This is a genomic window from Paenibacillus alvei DSM 29 (assembly GCF_000293805.1).
Taxonomy (GTDB): domain Bacteria; phylum Bacillota; class Bacilli; order Paenibacillales; family Paenibacillaceae; genus Paenibacillus_B; species Paenibacillus_B alvei.
The window spans coordinates 291,722-309,041 of the sequence record NZ_AMBZ01000004.1 but is presented as its reverse complement, the minus strand read 5'-3'; the positions used below and the strand labels follow the sequence as shown (position 1 = coordinate 309,041).

General features: G+C 47.6%; 18 protein-coding genes and 1 pseudogene. 1 reads left to right on the top strand and 18 read right to left on the bottom strand.

From position 1 onward, the window contains the following. Positions 1 to 60: 60 nt before the first annotated feature. From PAV_RS15185 to PAV_RS15145, 9 genes and pseudogenes are all read right to left on the bottom strand, one after another. The gene (locus PAV_RS15185; protein ID WP_005547676.1) at positions 61 to 1,239 is read right to left on the bottom strand and encodes a NupC/NupG family nucleoside CNT transporter; all 1,179 of its coding nucleotides are present in this window, start codon (positions 1,237 to 1,239) and stop codon (positions 61 to 63) included. 91 nt (positions 1,240 to 1,330) lie between these two features. Next, positions 1,331 to 1,747, bottom strand: a pseudogene (locus PAV_RS15180) (cytidine deaminase); the annotation flags it as partial. A gap of 64 nt (positions 1,748 to 1,811) precedes the next feature. Beyond that, a complete protein-coding gene (gene deoC, locus PAV_RS15175; RefSeq protein WP_005547674.1) occupies positions 1,812 to 2,477 on the bottom strand; it encodes a deoxyribose-phosphate aldolase in 666 nt (221 codons plus the stop codon). Positions 2,478 to 2,730: 253 nt separating this feature from the next. Continuing rightward, positions 2,731 to 3,663 (bottom strand): sugar-binding transcriptional regulator, encoded by a 933-nt coding sequence (locus tag PAV_RS15170; RefSeq protein ID WP_040735988.1) that lies wholly within the window; start codon positions 3,661 to 3,663, stop codon positions 2,731 to 2,733. A 310-nt stretch (positions 3,664 to 3,973) separates the two neighbouring features. Beyond that, a complete protein-coding gene (locus tag PAV_RS15165; RefSeq protein WP_005547669.1) occupies positions 3,974 to 4,573 on the bottom strand; it encodes a TetR/AcrR family transcriptional regulator in 600 nt (199 codons plus the stop codon). Between the two features lie 83 nt (positions 4,574 to 4,656). Further along, on the bottom strand, positions 4,657 to 5,079 hold the full coding sequence (locus tag PAV_RS15160; RefSeq protein ID WP_005547667.1) for a hypothetical protein: 423 nt from the start codon (positions 5,077 to 5,079) through the stop codon (positions 4,657 to 4,659). Between the two features lie 232 nt (positions 5,080 to 5,311). Beyond that, entirely contained in the window at positions 5,312 to 6,193 is an 882-nt protein-coding gene (locus PAV_RS15155; protein WP_005547665.1) for an MFS transporter, read from the bottom strand. Positions 6,194 to 6,386: 193 nt separating this feature from the next. Next, positions 6,387 to 7,226, bottom strand: coding sequence for a DUF4097 family beta strand repeat-containing protein (locus tag PAV_RS15150; RefSeq protein WP_005547663.1), 840 nt, complete (start codon positions 7,224 to 7,226; stop codon positions 6,387 to 6,389). Positions 7,227 to 7,378: 152 nt separating this feature from the next. Further along, on the bottom strand, positions 7,379 to 8,089 hold the full coding sequence (locus PAV_RS15145) for a 4'-phosphopantetheinyl transferase family protein (RefSeq protein WP_005547661.1): 711 nt from the start codon (positions 8,087 to 8,089) through the stop codon (positions 7,379 to 7,381). Between the two features lie 430 nt (positions 8,090 to 8,519). On the opposite strand from PAV_RS15145, the gene PAV_RS15140 reads away from it, so the two are divergent. Further along, on the top strand, positions 8,520 to 9,134 hold the full coding sequence (locus PAV_RS15140) for a TetR-like C-terminal domain-containing protein (RefSeq protein ID WP_005547659.1): 615 nt from the start codon (positions 8,520 to 8,522) through the stop codon (positions 9,132 to 9,134). A 223-nt stretch (positions 9,135 to 9,357) separates the two neighbouring features. On the opposite strand, the gene PAV_RS15135 is transcribed toward PAV_RS15140, so the two are convergent. The 9 genes from PAV_RS15135 to PAV_RS15095 all read right to left on the bottom strand — a co-directional run bounded on the left by PAV_RS15135 (position 9,358) and on the right by PAV_RS15095 (position 17,320). Next, complete coding sequence (locus PAV_RS15135; protein WP_005547657.1) at positions 9,358 to 10,125, bottom strand: DODA-type extradiol aromatic ring-opening family dioxygenase; 768 nt, start codon at positions 10,123 to 10,125, stop codon at positions 9,358 to 9,360. Between the two features lie 144 nt (positions 10,126 to 10,269). Further along, the gene (locus PAV_RS15130) at positions 10,270 to 10,905 is read right to left on the bottom strand and encodes an NAD(P)-dependent oxidoreductase (protein ID WP_005547655.1); all 636 of its coding nucleotides are present in this window, start codon (positions 10,903 to 10,905) and stop codon (positions 10,270 to 10,272) included. A gap of 183 nt (positions 10,906 to 11,088) precedes the next feature. After that, positions 11,089 to 11,526, bottom strand: coding sequence for an Rrf2 family transcriptional regulator (locus PAV_RS15125; RefSeq protein WP_005547654.1), 438 nt, complete (start codon positions 11,524 to 11,526; stop codon positions 11,089 to 11,091). Between the two features lie 714 nt (positions 11,527 to 12,240). Beyond that, the gene (paaX, locus tag PAV_RS15120; RefSeq protein ID WP_005547652.1) at positions 12,241 to 13,095 is read right to left on the bottom strand and encodes a phenylacetic acid degradation operon negative regulatory protein PaaX; all 855 of its coding nucleotides are present in this window, start codon (positions 13,093 to 13,095) and stop codon (positions 12,241 to 12,243) included. Between the two features lie 125 nt (positions 13,096 to 13,220). Further along, positions 13,221 to 13,643, bottom strand: coding sequence for a thioesterase family protein (locus PAV_RS15115; RefSeq protein ID WP_005547650.1), 423 nt, complete (start codon positions 13,641 to 13,643; stop codon positions 13,221 to 13,223). 51 nt (positions 13,644 to 13,694) lie between these two features. Further along, on the bottom strand, positions 13,695 to 14,894 hold the full coding sequence (locus PAV_RS15110; RefSeq protein ID WP_005547648.1) for a thiolase family protein: 1,200 nt from the start codon (positions 14,892 to 14,894) through the stop codon (positions 13,695 to 13,697). Next, the gene (locus PAV_RS15105; protein WP_005547646.1) at positions 14,872 to 15,642 is read right to left on the bottom strand and encodes a 3-hydroxyacyl-CoA dehydrogenase family protein; all 771 of its coding nucleotides are present in this window, start codon (positions 15,640 to 15,642) and stop codon (positions 14,872 to 14,874) included. Before PAV_RS15105 ends, PAV_RS15110 begins: the two co-directional genes overlap by 23 nt. Further along, a complete protein-coding gene (locus PAV_RS15100; protein WP_005547645.1) occupies positions 15,632 to 16,510 on the bottom strand; it encodes a 3-hydroxyacyl-CoA dehydrogenase family protein in 879 nt (292 codons plus the stop codon). Before PAV_RS15100 ends, PAV_RS15105 begins: the two co-directional genes overlap by 11 nt. Before the next feature lie 3 nt (positions 16,511 to 16,513). After that, positions 16,514 to 17,320: an enoyl-CoA hydratase-related protein gene (locus tag PAV_RS15095; protein WP_040736060.1), complete on the bottom strand. Its 807-nt coding sequence runs from the start codon at positions 17,318 to 17,320 to the stop codon at positions 16,514 to 16,516.

Below are 17,320 nucleotides of genomic sequence, written 5' to 3'. Positions count from 1 at the left end.
AGGTACGATAATAGATGCTTACAACGTCCACTTAACCAGAAGTGGACGTTGTGAATACTTTTATAAGAAAATACCTGCAACAATCGCAGACAATACGCTTACCATCGTGGCGCCGTACAACAAACGCAGACCAAAGCGAGCTACAACGTTGCCCTGCTTCTCATGGAGTCCTTTCACCGCACCAGAAATGATGCCGATCGAGGAGAAGTTAGCGAATGATACTAAGAATACGGATACAATACCCGTAGTGCGCTCAGACAAAGTAAGCTTACCAAGATCAAGCATAGCGACGAATTCGTTTGCAACCATCTTCGTTGCCATAATACTTCCCGCATCGACCGCTTCCTTCCAAGGTACCCCCATTAGGAACGCGAACGGTGCGAACACATAGCCAAGCACTTCCTGGAATGAAATTCCGAAGATACTGCCAAAGATGCCATTGATAAGTGCAATCAAGGCGACGAAACCGATCAGCATTGCAGCAACTGTAATCGCTACTTTAAAGCCGTCCATTATATACTCGCCCAGCATTTCGAAGAACGACTGCTTATGCTCTTCCTGCACTTCCAAAATATCTTCTTCCTTCGTCACCTTATATGGATTCAAAATTGAAGCGATAATAAATCCGCCAAACAGATTAAGCACGAGCGCGGTTACTACATATTTAGGCTGAATCATCGTCATATACGCACCGACAATGGACATCGACACAGTCGACATCGCAGAAGCACACAGTGTATATAAGCGGCGTTCCGGCAACAGACCAATTTGCTTTTTCACCGAAATAAATACTTCGGACTGACCTAGAATCGCGGATGCAACTGCGTTATACGATTCCAGCTTTCCCATACCGTTAACCTTGCTAAGTGCAAGACCGATGTACTTAATAATGAAAGGCAAGATTTTCGTGTATTGCAAAATTCCAATCAGCGCGGAAATAAATACAATCGGCAGCAACACGTTTAAGAAAAATTGAGTGCCTTGGCTATCATTCACGATTCCGCCAAATACAAAGTTGATGCCTTCGGCTGCATAACCTAGCAATGATTCAAATATAGAAGCAAACCCCCGGATTAAGGTTTCTCCTACCGTTGTATTCAATAACACAAATGCCAAAATAGCCTGCAACACAACCATAATGGCTAGTGGGCGATAACGAATGTTGCGACGATCCTTACTTGCGATATAAGTGAGTCCAAATACAGCTAGCAGACCAATGATCGCAATGACAAATTTCATGTAATGTTCCTCCCATGCTTAAGCATGTATAGATTTATTAAATTGGCAAGTTTTCATGTTACCGCTTTCAAAATGAACGGAATGCTATAGCTTATTCACTGTCCTTTTCCATATCGGCACCAGAGAACGCGCCAGGAAGCAATTGGGACATTGTCCATTCCTCAGTGTTACCCTTGAGATTCGTCAAGTATATCTTCGTATCGCCATCGCAGAACTCTGCTAACACTTGGCGGCAAGCTCCGCACGGAGACACAGGCCCGTCCGTATCAGCAACTACTGCAACAGCTTCCACCTTCGTCTTGCCTTCCGATACAGCCTTGAATACCGCCGTTCGCTCTGCACAATTCGTTAAGCCATAAGATGCATTCTCTACGTTGCAGCCGCGATAGATAACTCCATCTGCCAATATAGCCGCTCCAACCTGAAAGTGAGAGTATGGTGCATACGCTTGCTTGCGGGCTTCCAACGCTTCTTGAATCAACTGATCTTTCATGGGCTGATCCTCCTCATTGAATGTTGAATCATTCCGTCATGAACGTAACGTACCCTAACGGAATGATTCCGTCTCTATTTTAATAAGAAGATGTTGATGTTAGGCCTTTCATGATGCTGACACCGGAACTCGCACCGATACGGGTTGCCCCTGCTTCAATCATGCTGTTCACATCTTCCAAGCTGCGCACGCCTCCAGATGCCTTCACACCTGTTTGTTGTCCTACCGTCTTGCGCATGAGGGCAACATCTTCACGTGTAGCACCGCCTGTCGAGAAGCCTGTAGATGTCTTAACAAAGTCGGCCCCTGCCTTAACAGCCAGTTCGCAAGCACGAACCTTCTGTTCATCTGTCAACAGGCACGTTTCAATAATGACCTTTACAAGCGCTTTTCCTGAAGCCGCTTTCACAACTGCCTCAATATCCTTTTGCACAAATTCATCGTTGCCTGCCTTCAGCTCTCCAATATTAATAACCATATCGACTTCGGTTGCACCATTGGCAATCGCATCTTGCGTTTCCAATGCCTTCACAGCAGAAGTAGATGCGCCGAGAGGAAATCCGATAACCGTGCATACCTTAACTTCTGTACCGGCTAGCTGCTCTGCACAGTAAGATACCCAAGTCGGGTTGACGCATACTGAAGCGAATTGATACTGCTTTGCTTCCTCAACCAGCTTGGCAATATCCGCTTGAACAGCGTCTGCCTTCAACATCGTATGGTCAATCATACGCGCTATGCTCATGCTGTACACCCCTTATATACTTGTGTCATTTGTATTAGGTAATTCTAATATTGATTTCATGGGTATCATAACACGCGATCTGAACAGATGTAAAGTTAGCTTTGAAATTTTGTTCATTACAATATCGTGAACTGCTTTCTTACAATATTTTGAACAAAAAGGATATAAAAAATCCCCATCGAATAAGCCGTGAGACATGAACGCCACGTACTTACTCTAAGGGGAAAGCGGGTTTACCGCATGGCGGTAATTATTACATTAATGCTTGGGCTGTAAATTGATCCGTAACAAGTATATTTGCATACCTTCCTATAAGCGCAGCTCGGATCGCTTCTATCTTGCGCTGTCCACCGGCTACTAGTATTGACTTTTCCTTCTCCCGCAAATCGGATAGGTCGATGCCCACAGTGCGATCATTGATCCCTTCGCTGCATATATTTCCTTGTGCATCGAAGAATCGCGAACATATGTCTCCTACACCACGGCTCTGCAGCAGCTTCTTCTCTTCGTCGCTGAAATAACCCAGTCGAAACAAAAGTGCATCATCATTTACAGTACCTACAGTGAACATCGCAATATTGGCCTGCTTGCCAAGCTGAATAATCCGGCGAATATGCCGATCCTCCTCCACCATCTGCTTCAGAGCAACACTGTCGAATATTACGGGCAACGGCAAATAGCGGGCAATCGTATGGTATGCTGCCGCAAATAAATTCACGGTTTCCGCTGCATACGTATTTACATGAGAGTGGCTAATGCCTCCCTTGAGCTGTACAACCTCCACGCCCCGAATTTGCTTCTGCTGAAGCTGCAACGCTACGGCATGCATTGTTCGCCCCCATGTCACCCCGATAATATCCGAGTCTTGAACGGTTTCGTACAAATATTCGGCTGCACGCTTGCTAATATGCTTTTGGATTTCTTTATATTCATTGACAGGCGAATAACAGACGAGCGCCGTATCCAGTCCATATTTATGTCGGAGTCGTGCTCCCAATGCATCGAGATCCTCAAGCGGATCGACAATATCAATCCGGACATATCCTTGCTCCTTCGCATATTGCAGCAGCCGGGATACGGTCGGACGAGACACCCCTAGTTTGGAGGCAATATCCATTTGGCTATAATCCGATAAATAATACAGTCTTGCCGCTTCAATACTCAATCGCTGTTTTTCATGATCCATGTCTACAACCCACTTCTTGTGAAATGATTCTATGAACATGCTGTTATTGAAACATCTAGCTACTGCAGCATTTCGCACTTTAAGCCGCTGTTAGGAACGTACACATGATAAGGCTTACTCGCTTCCTTCTTTGAACCTATACTACCATATTATGAAGAGATGTAAACGCTCACGAATAAAATTAGAGACCCTCCTTAAACTGGGAACACAAACCTAATTACCTGCTGCAACACGGATTAGTCCCCCATCTAGGCCAAGTCTCTATCACTTATCTGCTATTCATTTTTATTTAGCTGTGAAACATGTCCAATTACTTGAACAGGCGAACAATCATATCTGTGTCAGGCATACTGAAATACTCCCCCGCTTCAATTTTCATGAGCGCTAGGCCTTGAATCATCGACCAATAAAGCGTCGCCAAACGCTTTGCATCCTCAAGTCGAATGATTCCGTCCCGTTGCCCGTCCTCGATGAATTGAAGCATATGCTTCATTGGGCTTGATATATTCTGCATTTGTGTCTTAACCGATTCCGGAATGGAAGCAAAGGTCGACGCTTGAAGCATAATATGGTGATAGTATACAGCTTCTTCGTTATGAATAAACGCTCGTAAAATTTCTTGCGTCATCCATTCAATTTTGTCCAAGCTGCTCCCTTGTTTCTCTGCGGCAAGCAGCGTCAATTGATTTGAAGATTGGAGCGCACGCTCCACTAATGTAGCAAAAATTTCATCCTTTGATTCAAAATAATGATAGACAAGGCCGTGACTGAATGAAGCTTCCTTGGCGATATCACTGATTTTGGTAGCTACGAAGCCACGATTTGAAAAAACCTTTAACGCGCTATTCAGAATCTGCTCTCTTCGTTCATCCCGAATTAACTTATTTTGATCCGCATTTCTAGGTGACATATGTATACAGCTCGCCGTACGGAGCTTCCTTTATCGCCCCGATAAAACTGAGCCTCCTCCTTTTTTCCAATATAGAAAGATGTCTATACGGTTGACTGATCCGTTTGTTGAGAACAACATACTTCCTTCGTTATGCGGAAGCGCTCGTTCCCCATGAAAAAGGCAAGAGGAACCGCCACTGCCGCTGCCAAAGCAAGAAAACAAAAGCCATAATGAATAGATTCTACAAGTGAAACCCGTACTGCCAGGGCTAGATGCTCAGGTATCATTCGATTCGCTCCAATAAGCGTTTCAGCCTTGCTGAATTTCTCTAGTAATGCTGGATCCAGCTTCAAAAAAGAAGCTTGGCGCAGAAGTTCAACAGCTAGACGTTGGTTCACCAAAGTACCCGTAATGGATGCGCCTATCACACCGCCAATTGTGCGAAAAAAGGAGACCATAGAAGTAGCCACCCCTTTGAACCGCTCAGGTGCAGCAAGAGTTGCTGCTGTCTGTGCATTCGGCATTAAGATTCCAATCCCAATACCTATTAAAGCAGTGTTCCCCTAACATACCACATATTTACCCCAAGCGGCAGGGACGAAAATAAGAATGAACTTATCCCCATAAGGCATATAGCGAGCAGTACCGATCCTCTCCAACTCATTCGTTTCATAAGCATCGTTCCTATAACCGTTCCCACCATAACCGAGAACATCATTGGAGTTAGTGCATTTCCCGCATCTCCTATATCTCCTCCTAGTCCCGCCTGAATAAAAAAGGAATGTAAAGCATAGCTCCGTACATGATCATCCCTTGTATAAAAGAAGCTGCCGAGACTCCGGCAATTGTACGATTGCAAAACAATTGCAGAGGGATAATTCCCTCGACTGCTCGAAGCTCTATGACAATAAAGAAAATAAGAGCTATCCCCCCGCTTGCCAGCATGAACACTACTTGCCACGAGGCCCAACTGTATTCTCCGCCTGCCAGTTTGAACGCTAATAAAAGAAAAACCGTTGTTAATATGAGAAGCACTGCACCCGCATAATCCACCTGTCTGCTGCTCTTCTCATTGCGGGATTCGACTAACGAACAGCTTACAATCAAAATAGACGCGATGCCAAAAGGGATATTAACGAAAAAGTTCCAGTGCCAGTTCAATTGTTCGGTTATAAATGCCCCAAGTGATGGCCCAACAACGGAGGAAAGTGCATAAACACCCATGAATAACGCCTGGAACTTGCCAGCTTTCCCTTGCGGAAGAATCGTGAAAATTAATGTAAATGTAATTGGCATAAGAAAACCCGCTCCCAATCCCTGAATTCCACGGAAAGCAATAAGCTGGGGCATTGATGCGGCAAAACCGCATAATAAGGAGCCTGCAGTAAAAAGAATCAACCCGGAAATAAAGAAGCATTTGCGCCCATACATATCGGACAACTTGCCTACCACCGGCATAATTGCTGTTGAAGCGAGCATGTAAATTGTAAAGACCCATGATACCGAATCAAGCCCCCCTATCTTCTGAACAATGGAGGGCAGAGCAGTAGATACAATCGTTTGATCCAAGGAGGAAAGAAAAATGCTTAACAGCAGCGCTCCTATCGTCCAATTTCGTTTATACGGATCCAACTCCATACGAATTTTCCTTTCTACAATGGGATAAATGCCTGCGATGTTTTTCTATTGACTAATTATTCAATCAAAAAATTGTAATCTTACTATTACAAATAATCAAGCATAAATTTAATCTCTTTCCTTGTTTTGCAAATTCATAAAGACAACAAAAAAAGCTTCAGCACGCAGCGCTGAAGCTTTTTCTAACTTTATTTTATTTTTCTAAGATCATTTTCCCGGATGAAGTCGTTACATCCAACACAGGCGACTCAGAGGTTGCCTGATTGACGCTAGCTTCAAATTTGCGTTTTCCTTCTTTTTGCTCTAGCGTAACCGGAATGTTGAGATCCGCACGATCCAGCTTCGTATCCGCCACAATGCGGAACACAGCATCAGAACGTACCCGAATCGTGGCATTGCCGGAGCTTGTATGTACGCGAACCGATTCATCAAAGGAATCAATCGCCATATCTACGTTGCCAGAGGAAGCCTCGACACTTCCTTTTCCCGTCATTTTTCCAAGGTGAATATTGCCGGAGCTTGCAGCCACTTGATATTCTTTGCCCGAATAGCCCTTCACATTGATATTCCCGGAAGAAGATTGAGCAGACAACTTGCCTGCTTCAACTTTGTCAGCTGTAATATTTCCGCTTGATGCCTCCAGCTTCAACTCATCATATACCTTCGCAGGAACTGCAACCTCTACAGTGAGAGACGTATTAGTCCATACTTTCCCCTCTACTGGCCCTACTTTGATCGCTAACTGTCCTTGCTCCAATGTCGTGGTAAGCAGTTCATCCATCTCATCCTCATTGCCGTCGAATTTGCCATTCACTTGCACTTGAATGTGCTCACCGCTGCCAGCTTTTAATTGTACATTAGCCGCTTTCGTCCGAACATCAATGCGAGACACCTCTGCTGCTGCAAATGACCGTTCAACATGAACTGGCGTGCCAGGTACAGAGACAACATTTGATATTCCTTGATTACATGCACTTAAACCGATTAACAGTGGAATCAATGAAAAAATTGTCAAGCAACGTTTTGTATTCACTTTATCCGATCCCCTTTATGCCATTTCATGATTGTGGAAACTTTTGAAAGTAAGACGTTTGTCTTCGCCCCTCTACTTCAATATATGAAATCTTGTATGCATAGAATTCTCACAAACACCGTCTTCCCACATATAGTAGTAAGATTCATTATCTAAACATGAATATACTGATCTCGGAATTGCTGCAAAAAATCTGAGGCTCTCATCACAGCACACACATCCGGCAATGCCTCATACGATGAACATGCCGTCAATTTATAATCAGGATGAATGGAATAGGACTTCCAATAAAAAGGCTTTTCGCTAGGTGACGCCAATTGCCAGGCAACCTCATCAGCGTGACACGAAGTGAAAGCGCATAAATCTATTGGCATAGATAATCCCATACCTGTTGTTTTTACATAGCTTTCCTTGTATGTCCACAGCTCAATGAAGCGCTCTTTCCTTTTGCTCGCTGGCAAAGAATCAAGCACCCGTTTCTCGTTTATAGACAAAATGCTTGCAAAGTTTCCTACTTCCAAATCCTCATCAATCTGTTCAATATCGATCCCAACGGGATGCCCCTTATCGTTCGCAATACCGACAACCCATATACCAGAATGAGAAACATTGAATTGAATATGCTTGTACGGTTCACTCACAATAGGCTTGCCGAACTGATCCGCTTGAATGGCAATCTGTTCAGTAGTGCAGCCTGTCATCTCTACTAGTAAACGCTTGGCGACGAGTTCACTTAACATGGAGCGAATGGAGTCCATCTCTCGATAGAAGCGTCCCACCTTCTCTCTTCGTTCCGGCGATAAATAAGGCAGCCACTCGTCCAATCTGATCATGCTGTCGATCCGAACGGCAATTGCTTTCATGATGTTCTCCTTCTAAATACTTCCTGTTATATGACAAAAATTATACACTCAGCCCTCTTAATCTACAATATTTTCCTGTTGGTCTCAACCTACATCTAGGTTACTCCTAAAAAACCAACATTCATAGGTTAGGCACAAGTGCTCAAAGACGATGAATCAATCTTATTGATTCCCTATATACATTAGCAGCCAATTCCCTACTAGAACTATGGAAAAGATTACAGCCAGCATATTTCAATACCAAGATGAATGTATCCAAATCCTCTCTCTCCATTTGGTTGTTTTTCTCGCAACACAAAACAAACCCTATTATTGTATTAACTAATATTGTTAGTTATAATATAGCCAAAAGCAGGAATCTCTCTATAACGCAGACTCCATTTGCACGATAGCAATAATAAAAAATTACGTACACAGAGGAGCAATGATCATGTCACCTAGAGTTGGTTTAAACTCCACAACAATACGAGAAGCCGCTACCTATATAGCAGATACCCAGGGCTTCGAAGCGGTTACGCTTGCTTCGCTTGCACAGCAGTTGAAGGTGCGCCCGCCCTCTCTCTACAATCATGTTGATGGCTTGCAGGGCATACGCCAATTATTATCCATTCATGGACTCGAACAATTAGAATACACCATGTCACGCGCAGCAATAGGACGAGCAGGAGATGAAGCTGTTCGCGCGATTGGTAAAGCATATGTCGCCTTCGTCCGCAATCATCCTGGTCTCTATGAAGCTACGCTTCATGCACCTGATCCGCATCATGAGAAAGTACAGCAGATCAGCAATGATATCGTCGATCTCGTTATTCAAGTCCTTCAAGCATATGAGCTATCTGGCAATGCAGCCATTCACGCCGCACGCGGCCTCCGAAGTTTGCTGCACGGGTTTGCATCCTTGGAGCAAAAAGGGGGCTTTGGCATTCCTCTTGATCTCAATGTCAGCTTGGAAATACTTATCAATGCTTTTATCGCTGGCATTCATACGATCAAAGAAAATTCAGATTCAAAGCGATCAACAACAGTCACCGAAGATAATAAATAGAAAATATGTCCAACCCACAAGAGACGCACAAAAAAGAATGACAATAGCTCTTCGACAAATCAAGCTGGGGCAGCGGCAATAACTCCAATTCTTCGGGAGGATTGTCTTGGCCTTTGTTAGCAAAACATAATATGCTGCGCTCCCTAGACCATCCTTGCCTAACAAGAAAGAGAGCTATCTACCCGCATCATGCGCGGAGGATAGCTCTCTTTTGTGTCAGAAGTTAATTGAAGGACAAGCACATGTAACTTAGTGTCCCTAGTTCATAACTGCGATGGATAACTTTCGGATTCAAGCCATCCCCTGCGCTCCCAAGCGCAATAAAGAGGGGAACAAAATGCTCTGCCCGCGGAACAGCTAGTGATGCATGAGGAGCATGTTCCTGATAGGAGGCCAACTCACTCCATTGCTTTTTCTCCAGCTTTTCAATTAGCCAGTCGTCGAACTGGACAGCCCAAGGTTCAGGCTCTGTCTGTTCCCATTTCAACATGCGCAAATTATGAACGCTCGCTCCGCTGCCTATTAGTAGAATGTCCTCATCCAGCTCACTAAGAGCCTCTCCGATTAGCAGTTGTTTCTCTGGAGAAAGGAATGGATTTACAGATATCTGTACAACTGGAATATCAGCATTCGGATACAAATGCTTCAGCAGCGACCATGAACCATGATCAAGACCACGTGATTCATCACGGTTTACAGAAATACCATGGGCAGCGAAACTGCGTTCTACTTCAGTTGCAATCTGTGTGGAGCCCTTCGCAGGATACTGTACCTGATACAATTCATCAGGGAATCCATAGAAGTCATAAATCGTCTCATACGTCCCATCATGGAAAGATACTGTTAACTCCTCGCTTTCCCAATGGGCACTGAACAGTACGATCGCCTTTGGCTTCATACTTGCTCCGAGCTTAGTTAAAAATCGAGTATATTCATTATCCAATACAGCAATCATCGGCGAACCGTGACTGAGAAAGATTGATTTTGGCATCGCGATTCTCCTTTATGTTCAACATAGCGGCTGTCCAAGCGATATCATGAGCAGCGCCATGCGGTGTGTCCATGAGATGTTCTCAAAGGATCACACAGAATGTACGAATGAATTGTTTCTATGCATTTGCAGCCAAAATCGTGATTAATAAGCTGCTGTAAAGCGGCGGCCCGAAAATTGCGGATTCTCCACTTCATCCAGAATTGCTACAGAGAAGTCCTCAGCTGAAATGCGGCTATTGCCTTCAGCATCCACAACCAATTGGTCTGTTCCAGTACGATATTGTCCAGTGCGCTCACCTGGCTCAATCAAAGCAGCAGGGCTCACGTTCGTCCATGCCAGCGTAGATTCATGGCGGTACACATCAAGCGCGTCGCGATGTGCTAGCGCGATTGGCTTCCAAGCATCAGGGAAGTCTGGTGTGTCCACAACTTGAACGCCTGGCGCCACTTCAAGGCTTCCTGCTCCGCCAACAGAGATCAAACGTCCTACTCCAGCCTGCTTTACACCAGCGATCAATGCTTGTGTTGCTTCCACAAGTGTAGATTCTTCTCCCATCTTAGGCCCAAAAGCACTAACGACAACATCATGACCCGCTGTACGCTCAGCCACGCTTGCGGAATCGAGAATATCGCCAGTCGCCACTGTCAAATTGTCATGAGACTGCGCTACGCGCGAAGCATCACGAACGATTGCCGTTACTTCATGACCTCTTGTCAAAGCTTCATTCACAATACGTTGTCCAATTGTACCTGTAGCACCATATACCGCGATTTTCATAATAAGTTCTTCCCTTCTATAGTAAAAAGTTTATTTATTATTTCCTTCTGGTAAGGACAGCAATCCACGCTTAGCAAATTACTTTAATGTAATAAAGAATGTTACAACTAGCGTACGAAAAACTCCATGAAACATTGGAGTCATTCTTATTCAAATTGTAGACCGCCTGCACTCTACTATGAATCACGCATCCTCCTGCATTCGATCCTTCAAATCTCCTGCTAACTGATCCAGCGTCACTTCTGCCAGCACCTTCTCCATCGCAGATTGTGCACGCAGCATAACAAGCTGTAATACAGATTCAATATTTGCGCCTATTGGACACTTGGGATTCGGATGTTCGTGAAATCCGAACAATTCCCCTTCCTCAACCGCCTCAACTGCGCGATATACATCAAGAAGATGAATATCACTAGCTGGCTTGCACAAGGTTGCTCCCCCTGTACCAGGACGGACATCTACGAGTCCAGCCTTCTTCAGTTGGGATGTTACCCGCCGAATGACAACAGGATTCGTGTTGACGCTGCCTGCCATCCACTCCGACGTATGATGGGCATTTGGTTCAAGCGCCAGCAAAGATAGAATGTGGACGGCTACACTAAAGCGGCTGCTTATCTTCATGCTGCTCACCCTTTCATGTAACCATTATAGTTACAACTAGATTGAATTGTCAAGCTTCCTTTTTCCACTTGCAAATGAATAGCGGTCACGCCGTTTGATTCATGGCGAATACCGCTATCTCGCCTAGTAATATTACACCTCGTTCACCCGCAATTCCCTATATGTCCAAGCTGCCTATGTAGAAATTCGCATTCTCTCGCTACCCAAACCATTTCACCGCATCATGATAAAAAACACCTCGCACCGGGATAAAGTTACTATGATCACAGTACCGATAATGAAAAGAAGAATTCAAAAAGTGCGCAATGGAAAGATAGTACAAATCGTAAAAGCGAAGCGCTTATCTTTTATGTGCAAATTGAAATGAAGAGCTATTTGTACGTTTCCCCATCAATCAAATTCGAATTCAACGAAATGCTTCCGCAAGCGGGGAAGCTGTGACATCAGAATTTTTTACACAAACATACAAGATAAGATAAGGAAACAAGTATACGCACAGGATGAGACAAGTGATAAAATGGCGCCTTGGAATCATTGAAATGCTGTGCACTCCATAGCTTATAACTCGCAAAAGCCTCCTCAAAAACACTCAACGGCAACACGACCCTACGTTAAAGCACAGAAGCAAAAATGCTATAAAGAGCCCTTAAAAATCAAATCCACCGCAGTTCATATGCCCCAAAATAAATACTTATCGCGAATGTTCCATAAGTGTTATGCATGCTCGATATTGCGAAGCGGAAGCGCATCAGGTGAAGGTTCATATACTTGTTCAAAAAAACGACTAGCTCCTGTATGAAGCAAATCATAGTAGTTCTGGAACAATTGATCCGCTTCCTTGCCTAACCACACATCTGGCAACAGCTCTTCAGGGAAGTCCGGATCAATGAATAAGAACTTCCGATACCAGTGAACCAGCTTGCTCTTCTCTACGAAGCAATAACCGTCAGGCATAGCATCCTCCTGCTGAATCATCGCGAGCAATTTTTCATAACTTGGACGGTATACCTCAATAAATTCAGCATAAGCAGCATTAATCTCATCGATGTTCCAGCATTTCTGTACCAACTGCTTAGATTTGCTCCAAGCAATATGATCCGCCTTGAAAATTTCCACATATCCGGAAATTCCGCGTGATTCCACGATGTCCCTCACCTTGTCAGTCAGATCGTTAGGACTGATCCAGGTGCTCGTCGTCAACATGCCGAAGCCGAGCCATGCCAGCTCCTTGCGCAATTGATCCCTTATGCCCCGTTCCTTTTCGGGAATGTTGTAGCTCGCAATGCACCATTTGCCGTCCCATGTATCCGACTCCTGTTTATAAATGCGGGCCGCCGCCTCATCCAAGCGCCGCTTGCCGCGCGAAGACATTGAATAATAGCTGCGATTCCCCACCTTGCGCGACTCCAGCCAGCCTTGGCGCAGCATGCGCGAGATTGCGGCCCGTACAGCCTGTTCAGTCAACCCGAATTCCCCCATCAGGGCGGTCAGGCTCCCAACCCAGATTTCGCTTCCATAATGACGTACATACTCGCCGTATATGGTAAACAGCATCGATTGCGGCCTCATGTTCACCACTCCTAGTCGATCATGTGATTTCCAAATGTTGCATCTCGTCAAATTGTATCACTTGCCTCTCCATAGCTCAAGCAAAATGGAGGACATGTCGGAGTGGAGGAACCGCCGCTCAATTGTCAGGACAGCTTCTGCTCTTCTTCCGTCTTGCAACGCAAAGCCGTAAGACGCTCTGCCATCGTTTTCTTATCGAAAATCGCCTGCGTAAACGTTCCTTTTCCGACTAGATTGATTCTCGTCTCCGCCGTCACCTCGCAGACAATGCGCTTCGCCCCCACCTCGGTACAAACAGCTCGGAACGTTACCTCCTGCCCGTCAACCGCAGGCCCTACGTGCTTGATATCGAGAGCGAACCCCGAACCCTCTTCCTCTTCCTCCAAAAAAGGAACGATCATCTTTCGTCCTGCTTTCTCCATATAGTAAATCATGGTGACGGTAGACATCACTTCGTGTATGGTTGTGCCGTCAAAAGCAGGATGCATATCCGGTGTAACAGTCACAGAAAAAGATATTTCGGCGCCCGGAGCCAATCCTGGCTTCACTTCGATTCCTCCTCGCCAGAAAAATACCATGTCCTTCAAGATAGCGCCTGATCATATTCGCTCAATTACAGTGGCGATGCCTTGACCCACGCCAATACACATCGCGGCCAATCCGTATCGCACCTCCCGGCGCTCCATCTCATTGAGTAGTGTTGTTAATATGCGAGCCCCGCTGCACCCGAGCGGATGACCGATCGCGATTGCCCCACCGTTCACGTTCACTCGTTTCGGGTCGATGTTCAACTCTCGCATGCTAGCTATCGCCTGAGCGGCAAATGCTTCATTCAGCTCGACCAGATCGATGTCCCCGATACTTAACCCAGCCTGCTGGAGCGCCTTGCGCGCGGCCGGCACGGGGCCGATTCCCATCACGGACGGATCAACGCCTGCAGATGCAGCAGCAACCACGCGGGCGCGTGGCCGAAGACCGAGCGAATGAGCGGCCTCCTGTTCCATTATGAGCAGCGCCGCTGCTCCGTCGTTAAGACCCGATGAGTTCCCAGCCGTCACGGTTCCCCCATGCTTGAAAGCCGGCTTGAGCTTCTGCAGTTGGGCCAGGGTCGTCTCAGGACGAGGATGTTCATCCTGCTCGATCTTCGTGATCTGGCCCTTGCGCCCAGTCACCTCCACCGGAACAAGCTCTGCGTCAAACTTCCCGGCAGCCTGAGCCTCAGCATATCTCCGTTGGCTGGTGAACGCAAACTCATCCTGCTCTTCCCGGCTGACACCGTATTGCTCCGCCACGTTCTCTGCCGTCTCTCCTAGACTGATTGGCGGATATAGGGCAGCCAGCTTGTCATTAGTCATCCTCCAGCCCAAAGTCGTATCATAGATCTGCTGGTGCCCGCGCTGAAAAGCAGCCTCCGGCTTCATCATCACAAAAGGGGCACGCGTCATGCTTTCCGTCCCGCCGGCAATATACACTTGCCCTGCCCCTGCCATAATTGCATAGGCGCATTGCTGAACGGCTTCCATGCCGGATCCGCACAGACGATTTACCGTCACTCCCGGCACCTCGACCGGCATTCCCGCCAGCAGCAGCGACATGCGCGCCACATTGCGGCAATCCTCCCCCGCCTGATTCGCACAGCCGAAGATGACGCCGTCCACCCGCTCCGGGGCGACCGGATTCCGCTCCAGCAGGCTGCGAATAACGATCGCGCCCAGATCATCGGCGCGCACATCCTTGAGCGCTCCGCCGTAGCGTCCGATCGGCGTCCGTACTGCATCAATGATTACGGGTGTTGCCATCTTGTTTCCCCCCAATATCATAGGAATAGAAGCCTTGGCCGCTGCGGAAGCCTAACCGGCCTGCCAGCACGAGCTTGCGCAGCAGCGGAGCCGGGCGATACCGCTCTTCACCCAGATCTCGGTGGAGCCCGCTCAGTACCGCCAGCACATCATCCAGCCCGATTCTGTCTGCCCATTCGAGTGGGCCGTACGGATAACTAGTTCCCAGCTTCATAGCCGTATCGATATCCACAGCGGAAGCCGTCCCTTCCATTAGAGCGAAGGCGGCTTCATTTACGATTAAGGCGAGAATGCGCGGGAAGACGAGACCAGCTTCATCCTGCACGATTTCTACCTGCTTACTTAAAGAGCGGAACAGTTCCTCCATGCTTTGAAGGGTTTCCTTTGATGTCTGCAAGGCAGGAGCCACTTCAATCAACTCGCGTTCTTCCAAGGGTGCGAGTGTACCAAAGCCGCATATTCGCTTCGGCTGAGAAGCCCATGATGCGATCTCGGTGGCTGATAGAGCTAGCGAGGTAGCCGCGATTGGTGTTTCTGGCGGCAACAGCCGATCCATTTTTACGATGTTCGCCTGCTTTTCAACCACATCATCATTGGTTACTTCCACACCGTACCGAACTGAGAGGGCCGAACCGCATTCCTCCGCCTCTTCCAAGGAAATGATCTCAAATCCGCTGCGTTCCAGCAGCACATGAAGACCTTCGCGCAGCGGGCTGTTCCCAACCAATAGGATTGCGTTATTGGTCATATGAATAAAACCCCTCTCCTGTCTTCCTGCCCAAGCTTCCTGCCTGCACCATGCGCTGCTGTATCCGGCTCGGCTTGAAGCGGCTCTCATGATTGAACCGGGTATAGACCGATTCCGTTGTCGCCAGATTCACGTCGAGACCAATCATATCCTGCAGCTCGAACGGCCCCATTTTGAAACCGCCAGCCTGGTTCATAATGCGATCAATTTGCTCCGGTTTAGCTACCCGGTCGCTTATGATGCGCAGTGCTTCATTATAGTAAGGTCGGGCGACGCGGTTGACGATAAAGCCAGGCGAGTCCTCCGCCAGCACAGGCACCTTGCCCAGCTCCTCCGCAAACCTGCGAGCAGCAGCTACGCAGGCGTCTGCCGACTTGTGGCCGCGAATGACTTCCACGAGCGGCATAACCGGCGCAGGGTTGAAAAAATGAAAGCCTATGATGCGCTCCGGATGAGGCAAGCCCGCTGCAAGCTCCGTAATGGAAAGGGAAGACGTATTACTCAACAGCAGCGCATCACTCCCACAAAGCTCTGTTAAGCGAACGAACACAGAACGCTTTAACTCCAGCTTTTCGGGGATCGCCTCGATGACGATCGAGCACGAGCTTACTGCTGCCATGTCCTGCACCAGCTCAATAAGCTCATGTGTCGACCGCTGTTCCTCCACCGAGATTTTCCCCTTCGCAACGTCCTTCGAAAGAACCGAACCTATATAGGCTTGCGCAGCATCCAGCACCTCTGGCTTAATATCCTGCAATCGAACACGGCGGCCCCGCCGGGCGCATACAAGCGCGATCCCCGCTCCCATCGTGCCGGCACCGATAATACCGACCGTTCCGAGGCTTCCTCCGGAAATATAGTCTTCCATCGGCTATACCCCCTTGAACGTGGGCAGCCGCTTATCCAGAAAAGCCTGCATGCCTTCCCGGTGATCCTCCGTGCGTCCGGCGATCTCCTGGGCATATGCCTCCTGCTCCAGCGTCTCCGCCAGCCCCTTTTCCAGTCCCCGGTTCATTGTCTGCTTCATCAGCCATATCGCTCGCGTCGGAAGCTGAGCCAGCTTGGCTGCAAGCTCAGCTGCTTCCTCATCCAGCCGTTCGGCGGAGCATACGCGATTGACCAAGCCTATCCGATGCGCCTCTTTCGCCGTAACGCGATCCCGAATCGTGGCAATTTCCATCGCCTTGGCCAAGCCGACAAGGCGCGGCAGGAAGTAGCAGCCCCCAGAGTCGGGAACAAGCCCAATATTGATGAATGCGCTGACAAAATACGCCCGCTCGGACATCACACGCAGATCGCAAGCGAGGGCGAGGCTCATTCCTGCTCCTGCCGCTACGCCATTCACGGCTGCGATAACCGGCAGCTCCGTGTTGCGGATTTGCATAATGAGCGGATTGTAGCGCGAACGCAGCATGTCGCCATGATTTGCGGCTCCGGTCTGCCCGGCCACATCCTGCCCGCCAGCTCCCGCCACATCACCCAGATCCTGCCCTGCGTTGAATGCTTTGCCCGCTCCGGTCAGGACGATGCAGCGCGCCGCAGCATCTTTGCCTGCTTGGCGGAATGCATCGATCATCTCGGCGATCATCTTCCCGGTGAAGGCGTTGTACTTATCCGGCCGATTCATTGTAATCCGGGCTACGCCTGCTGATACTTCGTATAGAATCGTTTCGTACAC

Excerpts from the sequence above, each read along its gene's own strand:
- PAV_RS15185 (WP_005547676.1), bottom strand. The coding sequence starts at position 1,239 with ATGAAATTTGTCATTGCGATCATTGGTCTGCTAGCTGTATTTGGACTC.
- deoC (WP_005547674.1), bottom strand. The coding sequence starts at position 2,477 with ATGAGCATAGCGCGTATGATTGACCATACGATGTTGAAGGCAGACGCT.
- PAV_RS15170 (WP_040735988.1), bottom strand. The coding sequence starts at position 3,663 with ATGGATCATGAAAAACAGCGATTGAGTATTGAAGCGGCAAGACTGTAT.
- PAV_RS15165 (WP_005547669.1), bottom strand. The coding sequence starts at position 4,573 with ATGTCACCTAGAAATGCGGATCAAAATAAGTTAATTCGGGATGAACGA.
- PAV_RS15160 (WP_005547667.1), bottom strand. The coding sequence starts at position 5,079 with ATGCCGAATGCACAGACAGCAGCAACTCTTGCTGCACCTGAGCGGTTC.
- PAV_RS15155 (WP_005547665.1), bottom strand. The coding sequence starts at position 6,193 with ATGGAGTTGGATCCGTATAAACGAAATTGGACGATAGGAGCGCTGCTG.
- PAV_RS15145 (WP_005547661.1), bottom strand. The coding sequence starts at position 8,089 with ATGAAAGCAATTGCCGTTCGGATCGACAGCATGATCAGATTGGACGAG.
- PAV_RS15140 (WP_005547659.1), top strand. The coding sequence starts at position 8,520 with ATGTCACCTAGAGTTGGTTTAAACTCCACAACAATACGAGAAGCCGCT.
- PAV_RS15135 (WP_005547657.1), bottom strand. The coding sequence starts at position 10,125 with ATGCCAAAATCAATCTTTCTCAGTCACGGTTCGCCGATGATTGCTGTA.
- PAV_RS15130 (WP_005547655.1), bottom strand. The coding sequence starts at position 10,905 with ATGAAAATCGCGGTATATGGTGCTACAGGTACAATTGGACAACGTATT.
- PAV_RS15125 (WP_005547654.1), bottom strand. The coding sequence starts at position 11,526 with ATGAAGATAAGCAGCCGCTTTAGTGTAGCCGTCCACATTCTATCTTTG.
- paaX (WP_005547652.1), bottom strand. The coding sequence starts at position 13,095 with ATGAGGCCGCAATCGATGCTGTTTACCATATACGGCGAGTATGTACGT.
- PAV_RS15110 (WP_005547648.1), bottom strand. The coding sequence starts at position 14,894 with ATGGCAACACCCGTAATCATTGATGCAGTACGGACGCCGATCGGACGC.
- PAV_RS15105 (WP_005547646.1), bottom strand. The coding sequence starts at position 15,642 with ATGACCAATAACGCAATCCTATTGGTTGGGAACAGCCCGCTGCGCGAA.
- PAV_RS15100 (WP_005547645.1), bottom strand. The coding sequence starts at position 16,510 with ATGGAAGACTATATTTCCGGAGGAAGCCTCGGAACGGTCGGTATTATC.